This window comes from Actinoplanes sp. NBRC 101535, assembly GCF_030269225.1.
GTDB lineage: Bacteria > Actinomycetota > Actinomycetes > Mycobacteriales > Micromonosporaceae > Actinoplanes > Actinoplanes rectilineatus.
Window position 1 is genome coordinate 427,816 of the sequence record NZ_BSSY01000005.1, and the last position, 16,870, is coordinate 444,685.

The window sequence follows — 16,870 nt, forward strand, 5'->3', positions numbered from 1 at the left end:
ATCGTAGGAGTGTTGCCGGCCCCGTTGCCTGGTCATGTCGTGACCAGGCAGCACGCGGCCTGGCCGCAGCGCCGGCGCTCACCTTCGATGGTGGACGTGACAAGCAACGACCTGACAAGCAACGACCTGACAAGCAACGACCTGACAAGCAACGACCTGACAAGCAACGACGTGACAGGCGATGACCGCGGCCGGCTCCGGGTGGGGGTCATCGGCGCCGACACCGGTGCCAGCTGGGCCGGGGTGTCGCACATCCCGGCGATCCACGGCCTCGGCACCCTGACCCTGTCCGCGGTCGCCACCCGCCGCGAGGACAGCGCCCGGCGGGCCGCCGACGCGTTCGGCGCCACCCGGTGGTTCGCCGACCCCCTCGCGATGATCCGCAGCGACACGGTCGACATCGTCACCGTCGCCGTGCGTGTCCCGGCACACGCCGGCCTGGTCCGGGCCGCCGTCGATGCCGGGAAGGCCGTCTACTGCGAAGCCCCGCTGGGATCGTCGCTGGCCGAGACCGTCGAGCTGGCGTCGCTGGCCACGTCCCGCCCGGCGGTGGTCGGGCTGCAGGGACGCCTCAACCCGTCGGTACGCCGCGCCGCGCAACTGGTCCACGACGGGGCGATCGGCCGGCCCCTCAACGCCCGGGTCGTCTCCACCACCTCCGGGTTCGGGCCGGTCACCGCGACGAACTACACCTATTTCGAGCAGGCGGCGTCCGGGGCCGGGCTGCTGACCATCACCGCCGGTCACACCCTGGACATCGTCGAGGCGGTCCTCGGTGCGACGGTGGAGGTCGACGCGCGGACCGGGATCCTCTGGCCGCATCCTCTGGTCGCCGACACCGGGGATCGGGTCATGCGGGAGGTGCCCGACCACGCGGACGTGCTGGCGCGTACCGCCTCGGGAGCGCTGGTCAGCGTGAACGTGTCCGGCGGTGTCGCCCCCGGCGACGCGGTGTTCCGGTTCGAGGTGCGCGGCACCGACGGCTGGCTGACCCTGACCGGCGGCAGCCTGTTCGGCGTGCAGGGCGGCGACCTGACCCTGACGGCGAGCGCCGCGTTCGACGCTCCGGACCGGCCGGCCTCAGCGAACGCGTCCGGGCCGTCGATCAACATCGGTGAGGTGTACGCGGCGCTCGCCGCCGACCTGCGCACCGGCTCCCGGTCCGCCCCCGGTTTCGACCACGCCGTGCACAACGCCCGCCTGATCGCCGCCGTCGCCGAGGCCGCCGCCACCGGCCGCCGGGTCACCGTCGCGGCGCGGTAGTCCGGTGGGGCCGCCGTCTGCTCCGGTGCCCGGCCGCTGTGGGGGCTCGGCCCGGCCGGGCACCGGCGGTCAGCGGCCGGGCGCGGCGGCCGCGGTGTCGGTGCAGCAGGCTGTCGCGGTGTCGGGCATGGGCTTGTCGCCGACCGGGGAGTCGCCCTTGACGACGTAGACCTCCCAGGGCTCGTTGCCGGGGCCGCGGACCCACACCTTGTCCTGCAGCGCGTAGCAGCACTCGGTGTCGTCCTCGGTCAGGGTGATCAGGCCGGATTCGGTGAGCCGTCTGGTGGCCGCGTCGACCTGGCCGGTCGTTTCGACCTCGACGCCGAGGTGGTCCATCACGGTGGGCTGCCCGGGCTCGCCTTCCAGGAGGACGAGCTTGAGCGGCGGCTCGGCGATCGCGAAGTTCGCGTAGCCGGGCCGGCGTTTGGCCGGTTCGGTGCCGAACAGTTTCGAGTAGAACGCGATCGACGCCTCCAGGTCCGAGACGCGCAACGCGAGCTGGGCACGGGACATGAAACACCTCCACCTTGTTTAGACGCTTCTCTAAGCAGCTTGCATTGCTGCCTAGAGAGCTGTCAACCTAGAGAGGTGTCTAAACAAGAAGGGGCCCGGGACTGCTGCGAACCGACGGTCAGTGAGGCGCTGACCCCGGACGCCGCCGCCGGGCTGGCCCGCTCGTTCAAGGTCCTCGGCGACCCGGTCCGGCTGCGGATCCTGTCGCTGATTGCCGCGCGCAAGGGCGGGGAGGTCTGCGTCTGCGACATCACCGACGCGTTCGACCTGACCGGTCCCACGATCTCCTACCACCTGCGCCAACTGCGCGAGGCCGGCCTGGTCGACTGTGAACGGCGCGGCACCTGGGTCTACTACTGGATCATCCCCGCCCGGCTCGGCCTGCTCTCGCAGTTCCTGAACCCCGCCGACGCCGCCGCGGCGAGCACGTGAGCCTGCCCCGGCGGGCCGGCGCCGAACTGGCCGGCACCGCCCTGCTGGTCGCCGCGGTGATCGGTTCCGGGATCGCCGCCACCCGGCTCTCCCCGCAGGACACCGGGCTGCAGCTGCTGGAGAATGCGGTCGCGACCGCCCTGGCGCTCGGTGCGCTGATCCTGACCTTCGGCCCGGTCTCCGGAGCCCACTTCAACCCGGTCGTGTCCGCCGCCGACTGGTGGTCCGGTCGCCGCACCGGCACCGGACTGACGTGCCGGGACCTGGCGGCGTACGTCACGGCACAGATCGCCGGCGCGATCACGGGAGCGGTCCTGGCGAATCTGATGTTCGACCTGCCCGCCGTCACCCGCGCCCACACGCTCCGCAGCGGCACGCACCTCTGGCTCGCCGAGTCCGTCGCGACGTTCGGCCTGATCCTGCTCATCGCCGCGCTCACCCGGTCCGGGCGCGCCGGCACCGCCCCGGCCGCGGTCGGCGCCTACATCGGCGCCGCCTACTGGTGGACCTCCTCGACCAGCTTCGCGAACCCGGCCGTCACCATCGGCCGGATGTTCAGCGACACCTTCGCCGGGATCACGCCCGCGTCCGTTCCCGGCTTCGTCGCCGCCCAGCTCATCGGCGGCGTCCTCGCGCTCGCCGCCGTCGCCTGGTGGTTCCCGCACCCCGGCCGGCCCATCACCGTCGCCACTCCCGACCAGCGGAAGGCCCCGACATGACCACGACGACCACCGGCATCCGGATCGCCGCGATGGCCGACGAGCACGCCACGCAGGTCCTGGAGATCTACCGGCTCGGCATCGCCACCGGCAACGCGACCTTCGAGACCGAACCACCCACCTGGGACCGGTTCACCACCACCCGCCTGCCCGGCCACCGTTTCGTCGCCCTCGGCGCCGAGGGCGACGTGCTCGGCTGGGTCGCCTGCAGCGCGGTGTCCGACCGCTGCGTCTACGCCGGCGTCGTCGAGCACTCCGTCTACGTCCACCCCGCCCACAGCGGCAAAGGCATCGGCCGGGCCCTGCTCGGCGCGCTGATCACGGCCACCGAGGACGCCGGCATCTGGACCGTCCAATCCGGGATCTTCCCCGAGAACACCTCCAGCCTGGCCCTGCACGCCGCCTGCGGATTCCGCACCGTCGGCACCCGGATGCGCGTCGGCGCACACCACGGAGTCTGGCGCGACGTCATCCTCGTCGAACGCCGCAGCCCCACCATCAACTGATCACCGGAGAAGATTCGTGACCGCCACACCCAGCGTTCTGTTCGTCTGCGTCCACAACGCCGGCCGCTCCCAGATGGCCGCCGGCTGGCTGCGCCACCTCGCCGCGGGCCGCGTCGAGGTCCGGTCCGCGGGCTCCGCGCCCGCCGACCGGATCAACCCGGTCGCCGCCCAGGCCATGGCCGAGGTCGGCATCGACATCACCGCCGAACAGCCCCGCAGACTCGACCACGCCACCGCCGAGGCCAGCGACGTCATCATCACCATGGGCTGCGGCGACGCCTGCCCGATCTTCCCCGGCAAACGCTACGAGGACTGGAGACTCGACGACCCGGCCGGCCAGGGCATCGACGCGGTCCGCCCGATCCGCGACGAGATCCGCACCCGCATCGAGCATCTCCTCACCGAACTCGACCTCACCTGATCAACGGGCCGCGTACGGCCCGCAGCGTGCGGGAGACACCCGGCCAGACACGTTGACGTGGTCAGGGTGCGAAGCCCATCCACGTGGTGACTTCAGGCGCGCCGGCCGCCCGAAGTCACCACACCCGTCGTGGAGCGTGGTGATTACGGCCGGGATCTAGCGGTGGGGTGTGGCGGGGAGCACGTGGAGCGCGTCCAGAGCGACCGCGGTCAGGGCCGCCCGCCCGACCCCCGCCCGGCCGAGCAGTTCCATCCCGCGGGTGACGGCGACGAAGTACATCGCCAGCGACGGCAGGTTCGCGTCCGCCGGGAGGTCCCCGCTCTGCTGCGCGTGCCCGAGACAGGTGGCGTAGATCCCGGCGAGGTCCTCGATACCGGCCCGGGTGACCTCCGCCAGCGGGTCCTGGTCGCCGGTCGACTCGACGAGCGCCCGCGTGGTGAGCGAGACCCGGCTGTCGGCACGGCTGAACTCGATCGCCATGCGCAGCATGTGCCCGCGGATCCGTTCCAGCGGGGAGGCGTCGCCGTGCTGGAGCGCTTCGGAGACGGCCCGCGCCGCCTCCTCGCGGTCCTCGGACAGCGCCCGCAGGAACAGCTCCCGTTTGCCGCCGAACGCGTTGTAGAGGCTCTGCTTGCCCAGGCCGGTCGCCCGCACCAGGTCGTCCAGGGTCGTGGCGGCGAGACCGTTCACGACGAACACCTCGGTGGCACTGCTGACGACGTCGCGTTCGACGAACTTCCGGGGGCGTGGCATCGGCCCAGAATATGTTATTGACTGGCTGGTCAAAGACGTGTGGCCCCGGTGCTGCCTCCGGTGCCGATGCTCCCCCCACGACCGTCCCACCACGACGGCCATCGTCGCGGTGGGGCCTGTCGAGTACCGCCATGTGCAGCGCGGCCCGCGCACGGTGCTGGTGCTGCACGGCGGGCACCTGCGCGCCGGCGGCGTGCTCGGCGACCGGGCGCCCCGGCGCCCCGGCGGATCGGACAGCCGGGCGGATCGGACAGCCGGGCGGATCCGGCGGTGTCAGCCCTGCTCGGGGGCCGCGGTGGTGCGGGTGGCGGCGGTGAGGCGGCGCACGGCCTCGGTGACGGCTTTGCGGCCGGCTTCCTGGTTGCGGCTCGGGGCGGAGTCGACCGGGTGCACCAGGATGCGGCGCAACACGAACCGGACCGGGACGATCGTGCCGTCGCCGAGGCGGGTCAGTTCTTCGACGACGCCGTCGCGGACGTGGCCCGCGCACCAGCCGGCGTCCTCGGGGTCGCAGTAGTCGCCGACCCAGGCGCCGTCCTGCTCGTCGACGAACGCGAACTCCTCGGACGGCTCCACATCGGCGAGGATCTTCGCGATCCCGCCGCAGTTGGTGTGCGTTCCGGTCTTGACGGTGATGTCGCGCACGGCGCGGTCGAACACGAAGCCCACCCGCGCACGATAGCCGTCCGGGCGGCCCCGCGGCGGACAGCTCCGGTGATCGGGGGCGGACCCGCCGGTTCAGCAGGGCGGACGTCTCGTGTGTCAGGCGTCGCCGCTGGTGGCCGGGTCGACGGTCGGGTCGTCGATCGGGGCGCCCGGGCAGGCCGGCCGGAACCGGTCGCAGGCACCGGTGACGGCACCGAAGGAGACGGTGCGGACGGGGTCGTGGTGCGGCTCCGGCATGAGTGCTCCGTTCGTACCCTGGAGAAGGCCGGGGTCAGCGGTGGGCGCGGCGCGGCAGGCGCACCCCGGCCATGGTGTGCAGCGCGGCCTGGTTCCTGCGGCGGCGCGGCACGGTGGCGGCCACCGGGACCGGCGGCGCGGCTTCGTCCACGGACGTCTCCACGGGCTCCGCGGCCTCGACAGCCGTCTCAAAAGCCGTCTCGACAATCGGCTCGGCATCCGGCTCGGCATCCGGATCCGGCGTCGGCTCGAAGTCGAGGATGTCGGCCTCCTCGGACGCCTCGGCCTCCTGTGCGGCGACGGCGGGCGTGTGCCGGGCCAGGACCGGTGCGGCTGCCAGGTTCGCGGCGACGAACAGGGCGGCGAGGGCCGCGGCCAGGGGCATCGACGTGACCGAGGTGGCGACCAGTACGGCTGCGGCGGCCGCGGTGCCCACGACGGCGGTGGTGCCGAGGCGGCGCAGCGAGTACGCCTCGCGGGACGTGAACCGGACCGCGGCGAGGGTGCTGACGGCTCCGAGGATCGCGGTGGCGGCCAGTCCGGCGGCCAGGGGTGCGAGCCGGCCGGTGGTCTCGGTCTCGTCGGCGAGCAGGAAGATCAGGAACGGCAGTCCGACGAGGGTGATGCCGAGCAGGACCACCGCGTCGACGGTGAGCACGATCGCCGCCGAGCCGACCGCGTCGAAGCGCCGTCGTTCGTATGCCGCCATCTCGGCCATCCTGGTGCCGCCTTTCCCCGTTACCGACCCGTGATCAGGGGCAGCACGGTAACCCATGGCGGCGGGGCCTGTCGCGAGCGGGTGAGTCACACCAGTCGCTAGCATCGGAGGCGGTCACTATCTGCGAGGGGGAGGCACGCGTTGCGGGGCAAGCTTCAGGATCGGGCGTTGGCACAGGTCGCGCCGATGTTGTCGGCGGGTGAGACGCCGCTGGCGGCGGCCCGTGCGGTGGTGGGCCGGTTCGCGTCGAGCCGGTTGAGTGCGGCGGCTGCCGGTGCCGGGGCGCTGGGTGCGGCGCTGACGTCGACGAGCAAGCAGTTCGTCGTGCTGACCGACCAGCGGATGATCTTTTTGACGCAGACGTTCCTGGGTGGGCCCGGTGAGACGTTCCTGGGTCAGGTGCCGCGTGAGCAGGTGTCGCTGGCGGAGGCGTCGTTCGGGGTGGTGAGTCATCTGCGGATCGCGTTCGGGGCGGCCGGTGACGGGGTGGCGTTGACGTTTCCCCTGGTGGACAAGCGCAACGCCGAGCAGTTGGCGGCGGCGCTGCGATGAGCGGCGGCGCCGGGCCCGTGACGGGGCCCGGCGCCGGCGGTGTGACCGTCAGGCGACGGCCAGTTTGACCTCGATGTTGCCGCGGGTGGCGTTGGAGTACGGGCAGACCTGGTGGGCGGCCTCGAGCAGGGCGGTGGCGGTGGCCTCGTCGACGCCGGGCAGCTCGACCTCGATGGCGGCGTTGAGCTGGAAGCCGGTGCCGGCGGTGTTCGGGCCGATGCCGACGTCGACGGTGATCGCGGTGTCGGTGAGGGTGATCTTCTGCATGCCGGCGACCCGCTTGAGGGCGCTGTGGAAGCAGGCGGCGTAGCCGGCGGCGAACAGCTGCTCGGGGTTGGTGAAGGCGCCGCCGGGGCCGCCCAGTTCCTTCGGCATGACCAGGTCGAAGTCGAGAACACCGTCGCTGGAGCGGACGTGTCCGCTGCGGCCGTCGCCGGTGGCGGTGGCGGAGGCCGTGTAGAGGGCGCTCATGGTGTCAGCCTTTCGGGGGAAGGGTGGCTGTGCCGCGGGCGCGGGACAGCAGGTGGTTGAGCTGGGCGAGCTCGTCGAGGGTGAGCCCGGTGGCGCAGACCAGTTGCCGGGTGAGGTCGCCGATCTGCTCGCGCAGGGCGACCCCGGTGGCGGTGAGGTGGACCGTGACGACGCGTTCGTCGTGGGTCTGCCGTTCGCGGCGCAGGTGGCCCTGTGTTTCGAGGCGTTTGAGCAGCGGCGACAGGGTGCCGCTGTCGAGCCGCAGGGTGTGCCCGAGGTCACGGACCGTGGTGGGCCCGTCGTGCCAGAGGACGCGCAGGACCAGGTATTGCGGGTAGGTCAGGCCGTGCGGGTCGAGCAGCGGCCGGTAGATCGCGGTCATCCCGCGGCTGGCCGCGTAGAGCTGGAAGCAGATCATGTCGTCCAGCGCGGTGCTCTCCCGTACGTCCTTTCGCATGACCAGAACAGTAGCCCGCAATTCAGTTGTGCACAACCGACCAGTGCTGTGGATCACCACCCTGTGTGATCATTCCCGGCATGCCGTCCATCCGATTCGTGACGCTCTCCCCCGCCGCGCTGACCGCCCTGATCGCCGGCGACCTGCCCGCCGCCGGCGCCGCGGCCGGGCACCCGCTGAGCCGCTACCTCGTCGACGAGAACTGGCTGTGGCGGGTACGCCTCGACGACATCACCCGTGACCCGCGGGCCGCCGACTGGATCGCCCGCGCCGCGGTCGCCGAACCCGACGGGATCGTCGTCGGCCACGGCGGCTTCCACGGCCCGCCCGACGACGACGGCATCGTCGAGGTCGCCTACTCCGTCGACCCGGCCCACCGCCGCCGCGGCTACGCCCGCGCCATGCTCGCCGCCCTACTGGAACGCGCCGACGCCGACCCGCAGGTCACCGCCGTCCGCGCCAGCATCCGCCCGGACAACACCGGCTCACGCGCCACCATCGCCGGATTCGGCTTCAAGAAGATCGGCGAGCAGTGGGACCCGCAGGACGGCCTGGAAGACGTCTACCTGCGGTCGAGCCGCACCACCAGCGGACGGTGATCCGACACCGGGACGTGCGGGGCACGCACCTGCAGCACCCGGCCCAGCCCGGCAGCACCCCGCGGCTCGACGAGGACATGGTCGAGCTGGGTCCGCGGCGCCGGGCTGGGAAACGTCGCCGCCCGCCCCAAGGACCGCCAGCCGGTGAACGCCCGCACCGGCCCCGCCGGCATGTTCAGGTCACCGAGCAGCACCCGCGGGGCGGGCAACGCCCGCAACGCCCGGACCGCATGCCGCAACTGCCGCACATTCCAGCCCGGCACGAACGACAGATGCGTCGTGGCCACCGTCACCAGACCGCCCGGGGTCTCCAGCACCGCGGCCAGCAACACCCGCGGCTCGTCCCGCAGCAACAGCACCCGGCCCTGCGGCACGTACACCGGGGACCGCACCGGCGCACCCGGCAACTGCGTGATCTGCCACCGTCGCACCGGGTACCGGCTGACCAGGGCGATCCCGTACTGCGGGTGGGCCAGGTCCGCGCCGGCATGCCACGGCTCCCACACCTGCCCGGGGGTGCCGACCACCGCCGCGGCGAACCGGTGCGACCCCGCACCCAGCGCGTCCGCCGCAAGAACGGTCAGGTCCAGGCCGCCGCTGCGGGGCTGGGCCCGGTCGACCTCCTGCAATCCCAGCACGTCGGCATCCAGGTCGGCGATCGCGGCCGAGATCCGGCCGGCGTGTACGGTGCCGTCCGACAATGATCGGCCGTGCAACAGGTTGAAAGTGGCCAGGCGCACGAGCCGACCCTAGCCAACGGAGTGGTGGATGTTTGTCAAGGCGGTGTGTTGCGCCGCGACGCTGTTCGTCGCCGGAGCGATGCTCGGGATCTGGCTGCAGAAGGCCCGCAAGAAATGATCGCGACTCTGCTGGTGGCGGCCGCGATGGCCGGCTGGGTCGACGCGGTCGTCGGCGGCGGCGGCCTGCTGCTGCTGCCCGCCCTGCTGCTCGCCGCCCCCCACCTGCCCCTGGCGACAGCACTGGGCACGAACAAACTCGCGGCCATCTGCGGAACCAGCACCGCGGCGTTCACGTACGCGCGCCGCACGACGATAGACTGGGCGGTGGCCGGCCCGGCCGCGGCCCTGGCGATGCTCTGCGCCGGCTGCGGCGCGGCCCTGGCCGGGGCGATCCCCGCGTCCGCGTACCGCCCGGTGGTCCTGGCCGTGCTGATCGCCGTCGCCGTGTTCGTCACCGTGCGCCCCCAGATGGGCCTGCGCGAACACGCCGAGAAACGCACACCGTGGCGCCGCGGCCTCGCCGTCGCGGTCGCCGGCGCCGGCGTCGCCACCTACGACGGACTGATCGGCCCCGGCACCGGCACCTTCCTCGTCCTGGCGTTCACCACCATCGTCGGCGCCGACTTCGTACACGGCTCCGCCATGGCCAAAATCGTCAACACGGCCACCAACCTCGGCGCCCTGATCGTCTTCGCCGCCACCGGCAACGTCGCCTGGCTGATCGGCCTCGGCATGGCCGTCTGCAACATCGCCGGCGCGGTCCTCGGCGCCCGGATGGCCCTCCACCGCGGCGCCGGATTCGTCCGCATCGTGCTGCTGGTCGTGGTCCTCGCCCTGATCGTCCGCCTCGGCTGGGACCAGTTCACAATCAGATCATGAGCGACGACGACCTGACCGCCCTGATCACCTCCGTCGAACAGCAGGAACACCACCTCGTGTTCCCCCGCTTCGACGAGGCCGACGCCTGGGAACTCGGCTCCCTGCTGGTGCGCCTGGCCACCGAACGCCGCCTGCCGGTCGCCATCGACATCCGCCGCGGCACCCAGCAACTGTTCCACGCCGCCCTGCCCGGCGCCACCGCCGACAACGACACCTGGATCGAACGTAAGGTCCGCGTCGTCGAACGCTACGGCGCGTCGTCGTACCTGGTCGGGCGCCGCCTCGCCGCCCGCGGGACCACCTTGGGACCCGAACTGGGCGTCGACCCCGCCCTCTACGCCGCGCACGGCGGTTCTTTTCCGGTACGCGTGAGCGGCGCCGGCGTGATCGGCGCCATCACGGTCTCCGGGCTGCCCCAGGCCGACGATCACGCCCTGGTCGTCGAGGCGATCACCGCGTACCTCGGCGACCGCTGACCGTCTGACAGCCCGGCCCTGTCAGCGGGCGTCGTCCGGGCCGCCGACAGGGCCGCTGGTCGCTGCTGCCGTCGCCGGTGTCGCCGGGTCGCCGGCCGCCGCGGCCGGTCAGTTCGCGGGGAACACCGGGCGGCGTCTGGCGACGACGGCGGCGATGCCCTCCCGGCCGTCCGGGGAACCCGCGCGTGCGGCCAGCTCGGCCACCTCACTGTCGAGCTGGCCGTCCAGCGACGCCGCCGTGCTCGCGGCGAGCAGCCGCTTGACCGCCCCGAGCGAGCCGGTCGACGACCGCAGGGCCGCGTCGGCGTACTCCTGCACAGCATCGTCGAGCTGTTCGCCGTCCACGACCCGGGTCACCAGGCCCCACTGCCGGGCGGTGGCCGCGTCGAGCCGCCGGTTCGTCAACGCCAGCTCGAACGCCCGCTGCGCACCGATACGGCGGGGCAGGAACCAGGACGCACCGCCGTCCGGGGACAACCCGGCCGCCGCGTACGCGAACACGAAAGCGGCCTGCTCCGACGCCACCACGACGTCAGCGCCCGCAACCAGGGACAACCCGGCGCCGGCGGCGACACCCTGCACCCGGGCGATGACCGGCGCGTCCCCGGCGGCGAACGCACGGACCGCCACGTGCAGGGCCTGCGCGGTCGCCGCCACCCGCGCCGCCGTCTCCTCCGCAGCGGCGAGCTCGTCGGCCGCGGCTTTCCCGACGGCGGGCTCGGCAACGGCGGTTCCCTTGGCTGCGGCGGTTCCCTCGGCGGCGGCGAAGGAGGGCAGGTCGCCGCCCACGCAGAAGAAACGGCCCGCGGCGCGCAGCACGACCACCCGGGCGCCGGCCACCTTCTCCGCGGCCCGCCCCAGCTCCTGCGCCATCTCCAGGGTGATGGCGTTACCGGCCCGCGGCCGCGTCAACTCGACGATCGCGACGCCCCGGTCGTCGATCGACACCCGTACGTTCCCGGCGTTGTCCATGCGGTGACGCTCCCCTGTCGAGACGGATCTTCCGTGGTGAGGATCTTCGACGGCATGCGGTTCGGCAAGCCGGGCCCAGACCGGGGCAATGATCGGAAACACTCACCGGGGACTGATCGCGCCGACAGCTGAATCTGCCGACGGCAGAGCGCCCTGGGCCCGGCGGCCCGGGGCGGGGCAGGCTGTCCGGCATGCGGATTCTGGTGCTCGGGGGAAGTGGGTTCGTCGGCCGTGCGGTCGCGTCCGAGGCGGTGGCCCGCGGCGACACGGTGACCGTCGTCAACCGGGGCGCCCGGGAGCCGGTCCCGGGTGTGCACACGGTGGTCGCCGACCGGCGGGACCCCGGCTTCACGGTCCCCGGCGGCACCTGGGACGCGGTGGTCGACACGTGGTCGGCGCAGGCGCAACCGGTCCGGACCGCGGCCCGGCTGCTACGGGGACGGGCCGGGCATTACACCTACGTGTCGTCGCGGTCGGTTTACGCGTACCCCACGACGGGTTTGATCCTGACTGAAGAGGCGCCGCTGGTGGACGTGGGCGATCCCGGGTACGCCGGTGACAAGCTGCGCGGCGAGCAGGGGACGGCGGCGTTCGCCGGCCCGGTGCTGCTGGCCCGGGCCGGGCTGATCCTCGGCCCGCACGAGGACGTCGGCCGGCTGCCCTGGTGGCTGCGCCGCCTGCACCGCGGCGGGCCGGTCCTGGCGCCCGGCCCGCAGGATCTGCCCCTGCAGTACGTCGACGCCCGCGACCTGGCGACCTTCGTGCTGGACGCAGCGGCGGCCGGGGTGTCCGGGCCGGTCAACACGGTCAGCGCCCCCGGTCACACCACCATGGGTGAGTTGTTGACGGTGGCGGCCGCGGTGACCGGCGGCCGGGCCCGGCTGCACTGGACCGACCCGCAGGTGATCCTCGACGCCGGGATAGAACCGTGGACGCAGCTGCCGATCTGGTTGCCGCCCGGCCCCGACCACACGTTCCTGCACACCGGCGACGTCAGCCGGGCACTCGGCCTGGGGTTGCGGTGCCGTCCCGTCCAGGACACGGTCGCCGACACGTGGGAGTGGCTGTCGGCCCAGCCCGCCGACCTGCCGACCCGCGCCGACCGTCCGCCGGTCGGCCTGGACCCGGCCGTGGAGGCGACTCTGCTGCCTCAGCCGTTCGCGGCCTCGTAGGCGTCCTCGGCGAGCAGGTCGATGTAGTGGCCCAGGGAGCACGCCGAGGTGTAGCTGACCACCGCGCCCTGCACCCGCCCCAGGTAGTGGGGCGCGTGTTTGCCCTTCGCCCCGCCGAGGTCCTCGTATTCTTCGATCCGGTCGACGATCTTGTCCCGTTCGGCGACGATGGCACTGTCCGTGACACCTTCCGCCGCGGCGACGATCGTCTCGGCCTGGGCAACCGTCGGCTTCGGGACACCCCGGACATTCGTGATCCGGTACGCGACGCTGCACGACGCGGCCTCGGGGGTGTCCGCCGCGCCCGTCGCGGCGGCGGCGCTGGTGGCCGTGGTCGCGGTCGTGGTCGCGGGGGCACTCGACGGAACGTTCGCCGCCGGAGCGGTCGTGGCCGGGGCGGCCTCCGTGGTGGTGTCCGTGCCCCCGCATCCGGTGAGGGCGAACGCGGCGGTACCGATGACGATTGCTGCTGTGAAACGCATCGGCGCAGGCTAGACCTTTAATCAACTGCCTGTTCGGCCCCCGCCGCCCGGGCTGCCGGTGCCGAAGCGGAACCCGGGTGGCATATCACCCGGGTTCACGACGCGAACAGGATCCCGGCCCCGATGAAGAGCACACCGATCAGCGGCGGCACCCCGATCATCAGCACGTTGTGCCGGACCGAGTTCAGCCAGGCGGTGTCCGGCCGGTGCGGCAGATGCAGCACCGGCACCTGCGCGCCGAGCCCGTGCAGGGACCGGAACGCCTTCAACCCGACGGTGAACTCGTGATGCCGACCGGACTCATCCGGATACGAGATCACCGGGGAGTACAGCGACTTGCCGTCACGGGACCGCTCGACCCGGACCACCGCGCCCTGCACCCGCCGGCCGTCACGGCCCAGCCGCCGGACCCGGACGCCCTGGGCCACCCCGGCCCCGATGAGGAACATGCCCGCCAGAAGACAGACGATCAGCGCAATCATGCCCGAGATCATCGCCCACCACGCACCGCCGTCGATGCCCGGGTTCGCCGCTGATCCGCGGGTGTTCAGCCCTCAGAGACTGCGCGCCGCGTGCCGGCCGGCAGCCCGGCCACTGAACAGGCAACCGCCCAGGAACGTGCCTTCGAGGGCGTTGTACCCGTGCACCCCACCACCGCCGAACCCGGCCACCTCGCCCGCCGCATACAACCCGGGCAGCACCTCACCCGACGCCGTCAACGCCCGCGAGTCCAGGTCCGTCTGGATACCGCCGAGAGTCTTACGGGTCAGCGTGTGCAGCTTCACCCCGATCAACGGGCCCGCCGCCGCATCCAGCAGCCGGTGCGGCGCCACCGTCCGGCCGATCCGGTCACCCAGATAACGCCGGGAATTGTGGATGCCCTGAATCTGGGCGTCCTTGCTGACCGCGTTGGCCACCTGCCGGTCCCGGGCCTCCACCTGAGCCCGGACCAGCGCCGCGTCCAGCAACGGCTCCGCAGTCAGCTTGTTCATCCCCGCAACCAGCTCGTCCAGACCCGCCGCCACCACGAAATCCGCACCGTGCTCCTTGAACGCCTCCACCGGGGCCGGCGCACCCCTGCCGAACAGCCGCTCCCGGGTGAACGCCTTACGGTCCTTCGCCGTCACGTCCGGGTTCTGCTCCGACCCGGACAGCGCGAACTCCTTCTCGATGATCCGCTGCGTCAGCACGAACCACGAATGGTCGTACCCGGCGATCTCCGGCGTCGTCCGCAGGTACCTCAACGTGCCCAGCGTGTCGTAGCTGGGGAAGAACGGCGCGGGCAACCGCCGGCCCCGCGCGTCCAGCCACAACGGCGACGGCGCCGACAGGATCCGGATCCCGTGCCCCGGCCAGACCGGATTCCAGTTCCGCACACCCTCGGTGTAATGCCACATCCGGTCCCGGTTGACCAACCGCGCCCCCGCCGACTCGGCGATACCCAGCATCCGCCCGTCCACGTACGCCGGAACCCCGGTCACCATCGACTGCGGCGCCGTGCCGAGCCGGGAAGGCCAGAATTCACGGATCAGGTCATGGTTCGCCCCGATCCCCCCGGACGTCACGACCACCGCCTGCGCCCGGATCTCGAAGTCACCGGTGACCTCCCGGTTCGACGACACACCCCGCGCCGCGTCGTCCGGCGCCAGCACACTGCCCCGCACACCCACGACCGTGCCGCCCTCCACGATCAGCGCGTCCGCCCGGTGCCGGAACCGCAACTGCAACAGCCCCGCCTCCGACGCCCGCAACGCCGACTCCACGAACGGCGCCACCACCCCGGTCCCGGTACCCCACGTGACATGAAACCGCGGCACCGAATTGCCGTGCCCGTCAGCACGCAGGTCACCGCGCTCGGCCCAGCCCGCGAACGGCAACCAGCTCATCCCCAGCGACGCCAGCCAGGACCGCTTCTCCCCCGCCGCGAACTCGACGTACGCCCGCGCCCACCTGACCGCCCACGCATCCTCATCACCCAACCGGTCGAACCCGGCACTGGACTGCCAGTCACCCCAGGCCAGCTCGACACTGTCCCGGACACGGGCCCGCCTCTGCTCGGGACTGCCGACGAAGAACAGCCCACCGAACGACCACCACGCCTGACCACCCAGATTCGCCGCGTTCTCCTGATCGAGCAGCACCACCCGTTTCCCGGCGGCGGACAACTCGTGCGCGGCAGCCAGCCCGGCCAGGCCGGCACCCACGATGACGACGTCGGTCTCCACGAGCACGTCCCTCCCCACGAACAACGGATACGAGAACCTATCGCGTCCCCGGACGCGGCGAAACGACACGCCGACCCGCCACTGTGGCGTCGCTCGCCCCACCAGCACCCGGCCCCGCACCCACCCCGCCCCCGGCGACAATGAAACCGTGCCCGATCCCGCACGCACCCGCGCCGACCTCGCCGGACTCCGCCCGGACCTGCTCAGCCGCTACGACGACGCCCTACCCGGCGCCCGAGCGGCCATCCTCGCCCGCCTCCTCGGCGCCCTCGAACGCGAACCCCTGCCCGGCATCACCACCCGCCACCACCACCACGGGCAGACCACCATCAACAACACCATCACGTACGCGACCGCCGACGCCGAACCCTTCGCCACCGACGCCCACCCCACCGGCGACCCCGCCCACATCGCCGAACAACTCTGGCCCGGCACCCCGTTACCCGCCGAACTCGCCGAAAGCGTCGCCAACCTCGCCCTCGCCCGCGCCGCCGCCATCACCACCACACCCCGCACCCTCCCCGCATGGGAACAGAGCCTCGTCGACGGCCACCCCCTGCACCCCTGCTGCCGCACCCGCACCGGCATGACCGTCGCCGACACCCTCACCTACGCCCCCGAACACCGGACCCTCATCCGCCTGCGCCGCATCAAAGTCCCCACCGACCGCTGGCACGGCACCGCCCGCCCCCTCCTCTACGCCCACCCCTGGCAGGCCCAGCGCCTCCTGCACCACTACCCCTGGCTCACCGACCTCGGACCCACCCGCCCCGTCCGCCCCCTCATGTCCCTGCGCACCGTCGCCCTCCCCGACGGCGGACCCCACATCAAAACCTCCGTCGACATCCAGATGACCTCCGCCGTCCGCACCGTCTCCCCCGCCGCCGTCCACAACGGCCCCCGCCTCTCCGCACTCCTCACCCGGATGACCGCCGACCTGCCCCTCGACGTCCTCACCGAAACCTCCGCCGGCGCCGTCATCACCGAACACGGCCCCGACCGGCGACTCGCCCACCTCACCCGCACCGCCCCCCGCACCCGCCCCGGCGAAACCATCGTCCCCATGGGCGTCTACGCCACGACCCCGACGCTCCTGGCCGCGGGCGGCGACCCGTACCAGATCATGAAAGACCTCGGCACCGCCCTCTTCGCGCCCCTCGCACGCCTGCTCGACCGCGGCATCGCCCTCGAAGCCCACGGCCAGAACACCCTCATCGTGCTGGCCGACGGCCGCCCCATCCGCACCGTCTACCGCGACCTCGGCGGCGTCCGCATCCACCCCCACCGCCTCGCCCAAGCCGGCTACGACGACCCCGGACTCATCGGCGACCTCCCCACCGACGACGACAACGAACTCCGCACCAAACTCGCCGCCGCAGCCCTCACCACCGTCGCCGCACAAACCATCACCGCCCTCACCCGCCACTACGGCGCCGACCCCACCCGCCTCTGGGCCCACGTCACCGCAGCCCTCCAAGGCACCCGCGACACCCACGCCCTCACCACCGAACCCCTCCCCCTCAAAGCCACCACCGCCATGCGCCTCGCCACCGACCCCCTCACCGACATCTGGACCCACCAACCCAACCCGATGGCGACCTGAACCACACCCGCTCC

22 protein-coding genes and 1 pseudogene are annotated in these 16,870 nt (G+C 72.4%); 11 read left to right on the forward strand and 12 right to left on the reverse strand.

All coding sequences use genetic code 11. The annotated features are described in order from the left end of the window. The first annotated feature begins 96 nt into the window (after positions 1 to 96). Complete coding sequence (locus QSK32_RS16925) at positions 97 to 1,263, forward strand: Gfo/Idh/MocA family protein (RefSeq protein ID WP_285472470.1); 1,167 nt, start codon at positions 97 to 99, stop codon at positions 1,261 to 1,263. Positions 1,264 to 1,332: 69 nt separating this feature from the next. Here QSK32_RS16925 and QSK32_RS16930 read toward each other — a convergent pair whose 3' ends face one another. Further along, positions 1,333 to 1,776, reverse strand: a complete 444-nt coding sequence (locus QSK32_RS16930) for an ArsI/CadI family heavy metal resistance metalloenzyme (protein WP_285472471.1) — start codon at positions 1,774 to 1,776, stop codon at positions 1,333 to 1,335. A 75-nt stretch (positions 1,777 to 1,851) separates the two neighbouring features. Between QSK32_RS16930 and QSK32_RS16935 the strand changes: the two genes are divergently transcribed. The 4 genes and pseudogenes from QSK32_RS16935 (at position 1,852) to QSK32_RS16950 (ending at position 3,854) form a co-directional block, all read left to right on the forward strand. After that, a complete protein-coding gene (locus QSK32_RS16935) occupies positions 1,852 to 2,208 on the forward strand; it encodes an ArsR/SmtB family transcription factor (protein WP_045747422.1) in 357 nt (118 codons plus the stop codon). Further along, a pseudogene (locus QSK32_RS16940) lies at positions 2,205 to 2,879 on the forward strand (aquaporin); the annotation flags it as partial. The gene QSK32_RS16935 and the pseudogene QSK32_RS16940, both read left to right, overlap by 4 nt. 44 nt (positions 2,880 to 2,923) lie before the next feature. Further along, a complete protein-coding gene (locus QSK32_RS16945; RefSeq protein WP_285472473.1) occupies positions 2,924 to 3,433 on the forward strand; it encodes a GNAT family N-acetyltransferase in 510 nt (169 codons plus the stop codon). A gap of 16 nt (positions 3,434 to 3,449) precedes the next feature. Continuing rightward, entirely contained in the window at positions 3,450 to 3,854 is a 405-nt protein-coding gene (locus tag QSK32_RS16950; protein WP_045747425.1) for an arsenate reductase ArsC, read from the forward strand. A gap of 156 nt (positions 3,855 to 4,010) precedes the next feature. Here QSK32_RS16950 and QSK32_RS16955 read toward each other — a convergent pair whose 3' ends face one another. From QSK32_RS16955 to QSK32_RS16970, 4 genes are all read right to left on the reverse strand, one after another. After that, entirely contained in the window at positions 4,011 to 4,607 is a 597-nt protein-coding gene (locus tag QSK32_RS16955; protein WP_285472474.1) for a TetR/AcrR family transcriptional regulator, read from the reverse strand. Positions 4,608 to 4,880: 273 nt separating this feature from the next. After that, on the reverse strand, positions 4,881 to 5,276 hold the full coding sequence (locus QSK32_RS16960) for a hypothetical protein (RefSeq protein WP_045747427.1): 396 nt from the start codon (positions 5,274 to 5,276) through the stop codon (positions 4,881 to 4,883). 93 nt (positions 5,277 to 5,369) lie between these two features. Then, positions 5,370 to 5,510: a hypothetical protein gene (locus tag QSK32_RS16965; protein WP_285472475.1), complete on the reverse strand. Its 141-nt coding sequence runs from the start codon at positions 5,508 to 5,510 to the stop codon at positions 5,370 to 5,372. A gap of 34 nt (positions 5,511 to 5,544) precedes the next feature. Then, positions 5,545 to 6,219, reverse strand: coding sequence for a hypothetical protein (locus QSK32_RS16970; protein WP_285472476.1), 675 nt, complete (start codon positions 6,217 to 6,219; stop codon positions 5,545 to 5,547). A gap of 177 nt (positions 6,220 to 6,396) precedes the next feature. Between QSK32_RS16970 and QSK32_RS16975 the strand changes: the two genes are divergently transcribed. Then, the gene (locus QSK32_RS16975; RefSeq protein WP_157411527.1) at positions 6,397 to 6,780 is read left to right on the forward strand and encodes a hypothetical protein; all 384 of its coding nucleotides are present in this window, start codon (positions 6,397 to 6,399) and stop codon (positions 6,778 to 6,780) included. A gap of 48 nt (positions 6,781 to 6,828) precedes the next feature. Here QSK32_RS16975 and QSK32_RS16980 read toward each other — a convergent pair whose 3' ends face one another. Continuing rightward, a complete protein-coding gene (locus tag QSK32_RS16980; RefSeq protein ID WP_045747430.1) occupies positions 6,829 to 7,251 on the reverse strand; it encodes an organic hydroperoxide resistance protein in 423 nt (140 codons plus the stop codon). A 4-nt stretch (positions 7,252 to 7,255) separates the two neighbouring features. Beyond that, positions 7,256 to 7,708, reverse strand: a complete 453-nt coding sequence (locus QSK32_RS16985; RefSeq protein WP_063775597.1) for a MarR family winged helix-turn-helix transcriptional regulator — start codon at positions 7,706 to 7,708, stop codon at positions 7,256 to 7,258. An 80-nt stretch (positions 7,709 to 7,788) separates the two neighbouring features. On the opposite strand from QSK32_RS16985, the gene QSK32_RS16990 reads away from it, so the two are divergent. Next, positions 7,789 to 8,307, forward strand: coding sequence for a GNAT family N-acetyltransferase (locus QSK32_RS16990; RefSeq protein ID WP_045747431.1), 519 nt, complete (start codon positions 7,789 to 7,791; stop codon positions 8,305 to 8,307). Here QSK32_RS16990 and QSK32_RS16995 read toward each other — a convergent pair. Continuing rightward, positions 8,271 to 9,047, reverse strand: coding sequence for an endonuclease/exonuclease/phosphatase family protein (locus QSK32_RS16995; protein WP_045747432.1), 777 nt, complete (start codon positions 9,045 to 9,047; stop codon positions 8,271 to 8,273). The two genes, QSK32_RS16990 and QSK32_RS16995, sit on opposite strands and share 37 nt — an antisense overlap. A gap of 114 nt (positions 9,048 to 9,161) precedes the next feature. Here QSK32_RS16995 and QSK32_RS17000 point away from each other — a divergent pair, with 114 nt between their 5' ends. Continuing rightward, on the forward strand, positions 9,162 to 9,926 hold the full coding sequence (locus tag QSK32_RS17000; RefSeq protein WP_285472477.1) for a sulfite exporter TauE/SafE family protein: 765 nt from the start codon (positions 9,162 to 9,164) through the stop codon (positions 9,924 to 9,926). Continuing rightward, positions 9,923 to 10,402 (forward strand): heme-degrading domain-containing protein, encoded by a 480-nt coding sequence (locus QSK32_RS17005; RefSeq protein ID WP_285472478.1) that lies wholly within the window; start codon positions 9,923 to 9,925, stop codon positions 10,400 to 10,402. Before QSK32_RS17000 ends, QSK32_RS17005 begins: the two co-directional genes overlap by 4 nt. A 108-nt stretch (positions 10,403 to 10,510) precedes the next feature. Here QSK32_RS17005 and QSK32_RS17010 read toward each other — a convergent pair whose 3' ends face one another. Then, entirely contained in the window at positions 10,511 to 11,374 is an 864-nt protein-coding gene (locus QSK32_RS17010) for an enoyl-CoA hydratase/isomerase family protein (protein ID WP_285472479.1), read from the reverse strand. A 191-nt stretch (positions 11,375 to 11,565) separates the two neighbouring features. Here QSK32_RS17010 and QSK32_RS17015 point away from each other — a divergent pair, with 191 nt between their 5' ends. After that, positions 11,566 to 12,546: an NAD-dependent epimerase/dehydratase family protein gene (locus QSK32_RS17015; RefSeq protein ID WP_045747436.1), complete on the forward strand. Its 981-nt coding sequence runs from the start codon at positions 11,566 to 11,568 to the stop codon at positions 12,544 to 12,546. On the opposite strand, the gene QSK32_RS17020 is transcribed toward QSK32_RS17015, so the two are convergent. From QSK32_RS17020 to QSK32_RS17030, 3 genes are all read right to left on the reverse strand, one after another. Beyond that, a complete protein-coding gene (locus tag QSK32_RS17020) occupies positions 12,525 to 13,028 on the reverse strand; it encodes a hypothetical protein (protein ID WP_285472480.1) in 504 nt (167 codons plus the stop codon). The two genes, QSK32_RS17015 and QSK32_RS17020, sit on opposite strands and share 22 nt — an antisense overlap. 95 nt (positions 13,029 to 13,123) lie before the next feature. Next, complete coding sequence (locus QSK32_RS17025) at positions 13,124 to 13,510, reverse strand: DUF3592 domain-containing protein (protein ID WP_045747438.1); 387 nt, start codon at positions 13,508 to 13,510, stop codon at positions 13,124 to 13,126. Positions 13,511 to 13,582: 72 nt separating this feature from the next. Continuing rightward, the gene (locus tag QSK32_RS17030) at positions 13,583 to 15,253 is read right to left on the reverse strand and encodes an FAD-binding dehydrogenase (protein WP_285472481.1); all 1,671 of its coding nucleotides are present in this window, start codon (positions 15,251 to 15,253) and stop codon (positions 13,583 to 13,585) included. A 148-nt stretch (positions 15,254 to 15,401) separates the two neighbouring features. Between QSK32_RS17030 and QSK32_RS17035 the strand changes: the two genes are divergently transcribed. Further along, positions 15,402 to 16,856, forward strand: a complete 1,455-nt coding sequence (locus QSK32_RS17035; RefSeq protein WP_285472482.1) for an IucA/IucC family protein — start codon at positions 15,402 to 15,404, stop codon at positions 16,854 to 16,856. Positions 16,857 to 16,870 lie beyond the last annotated feature (14 nt).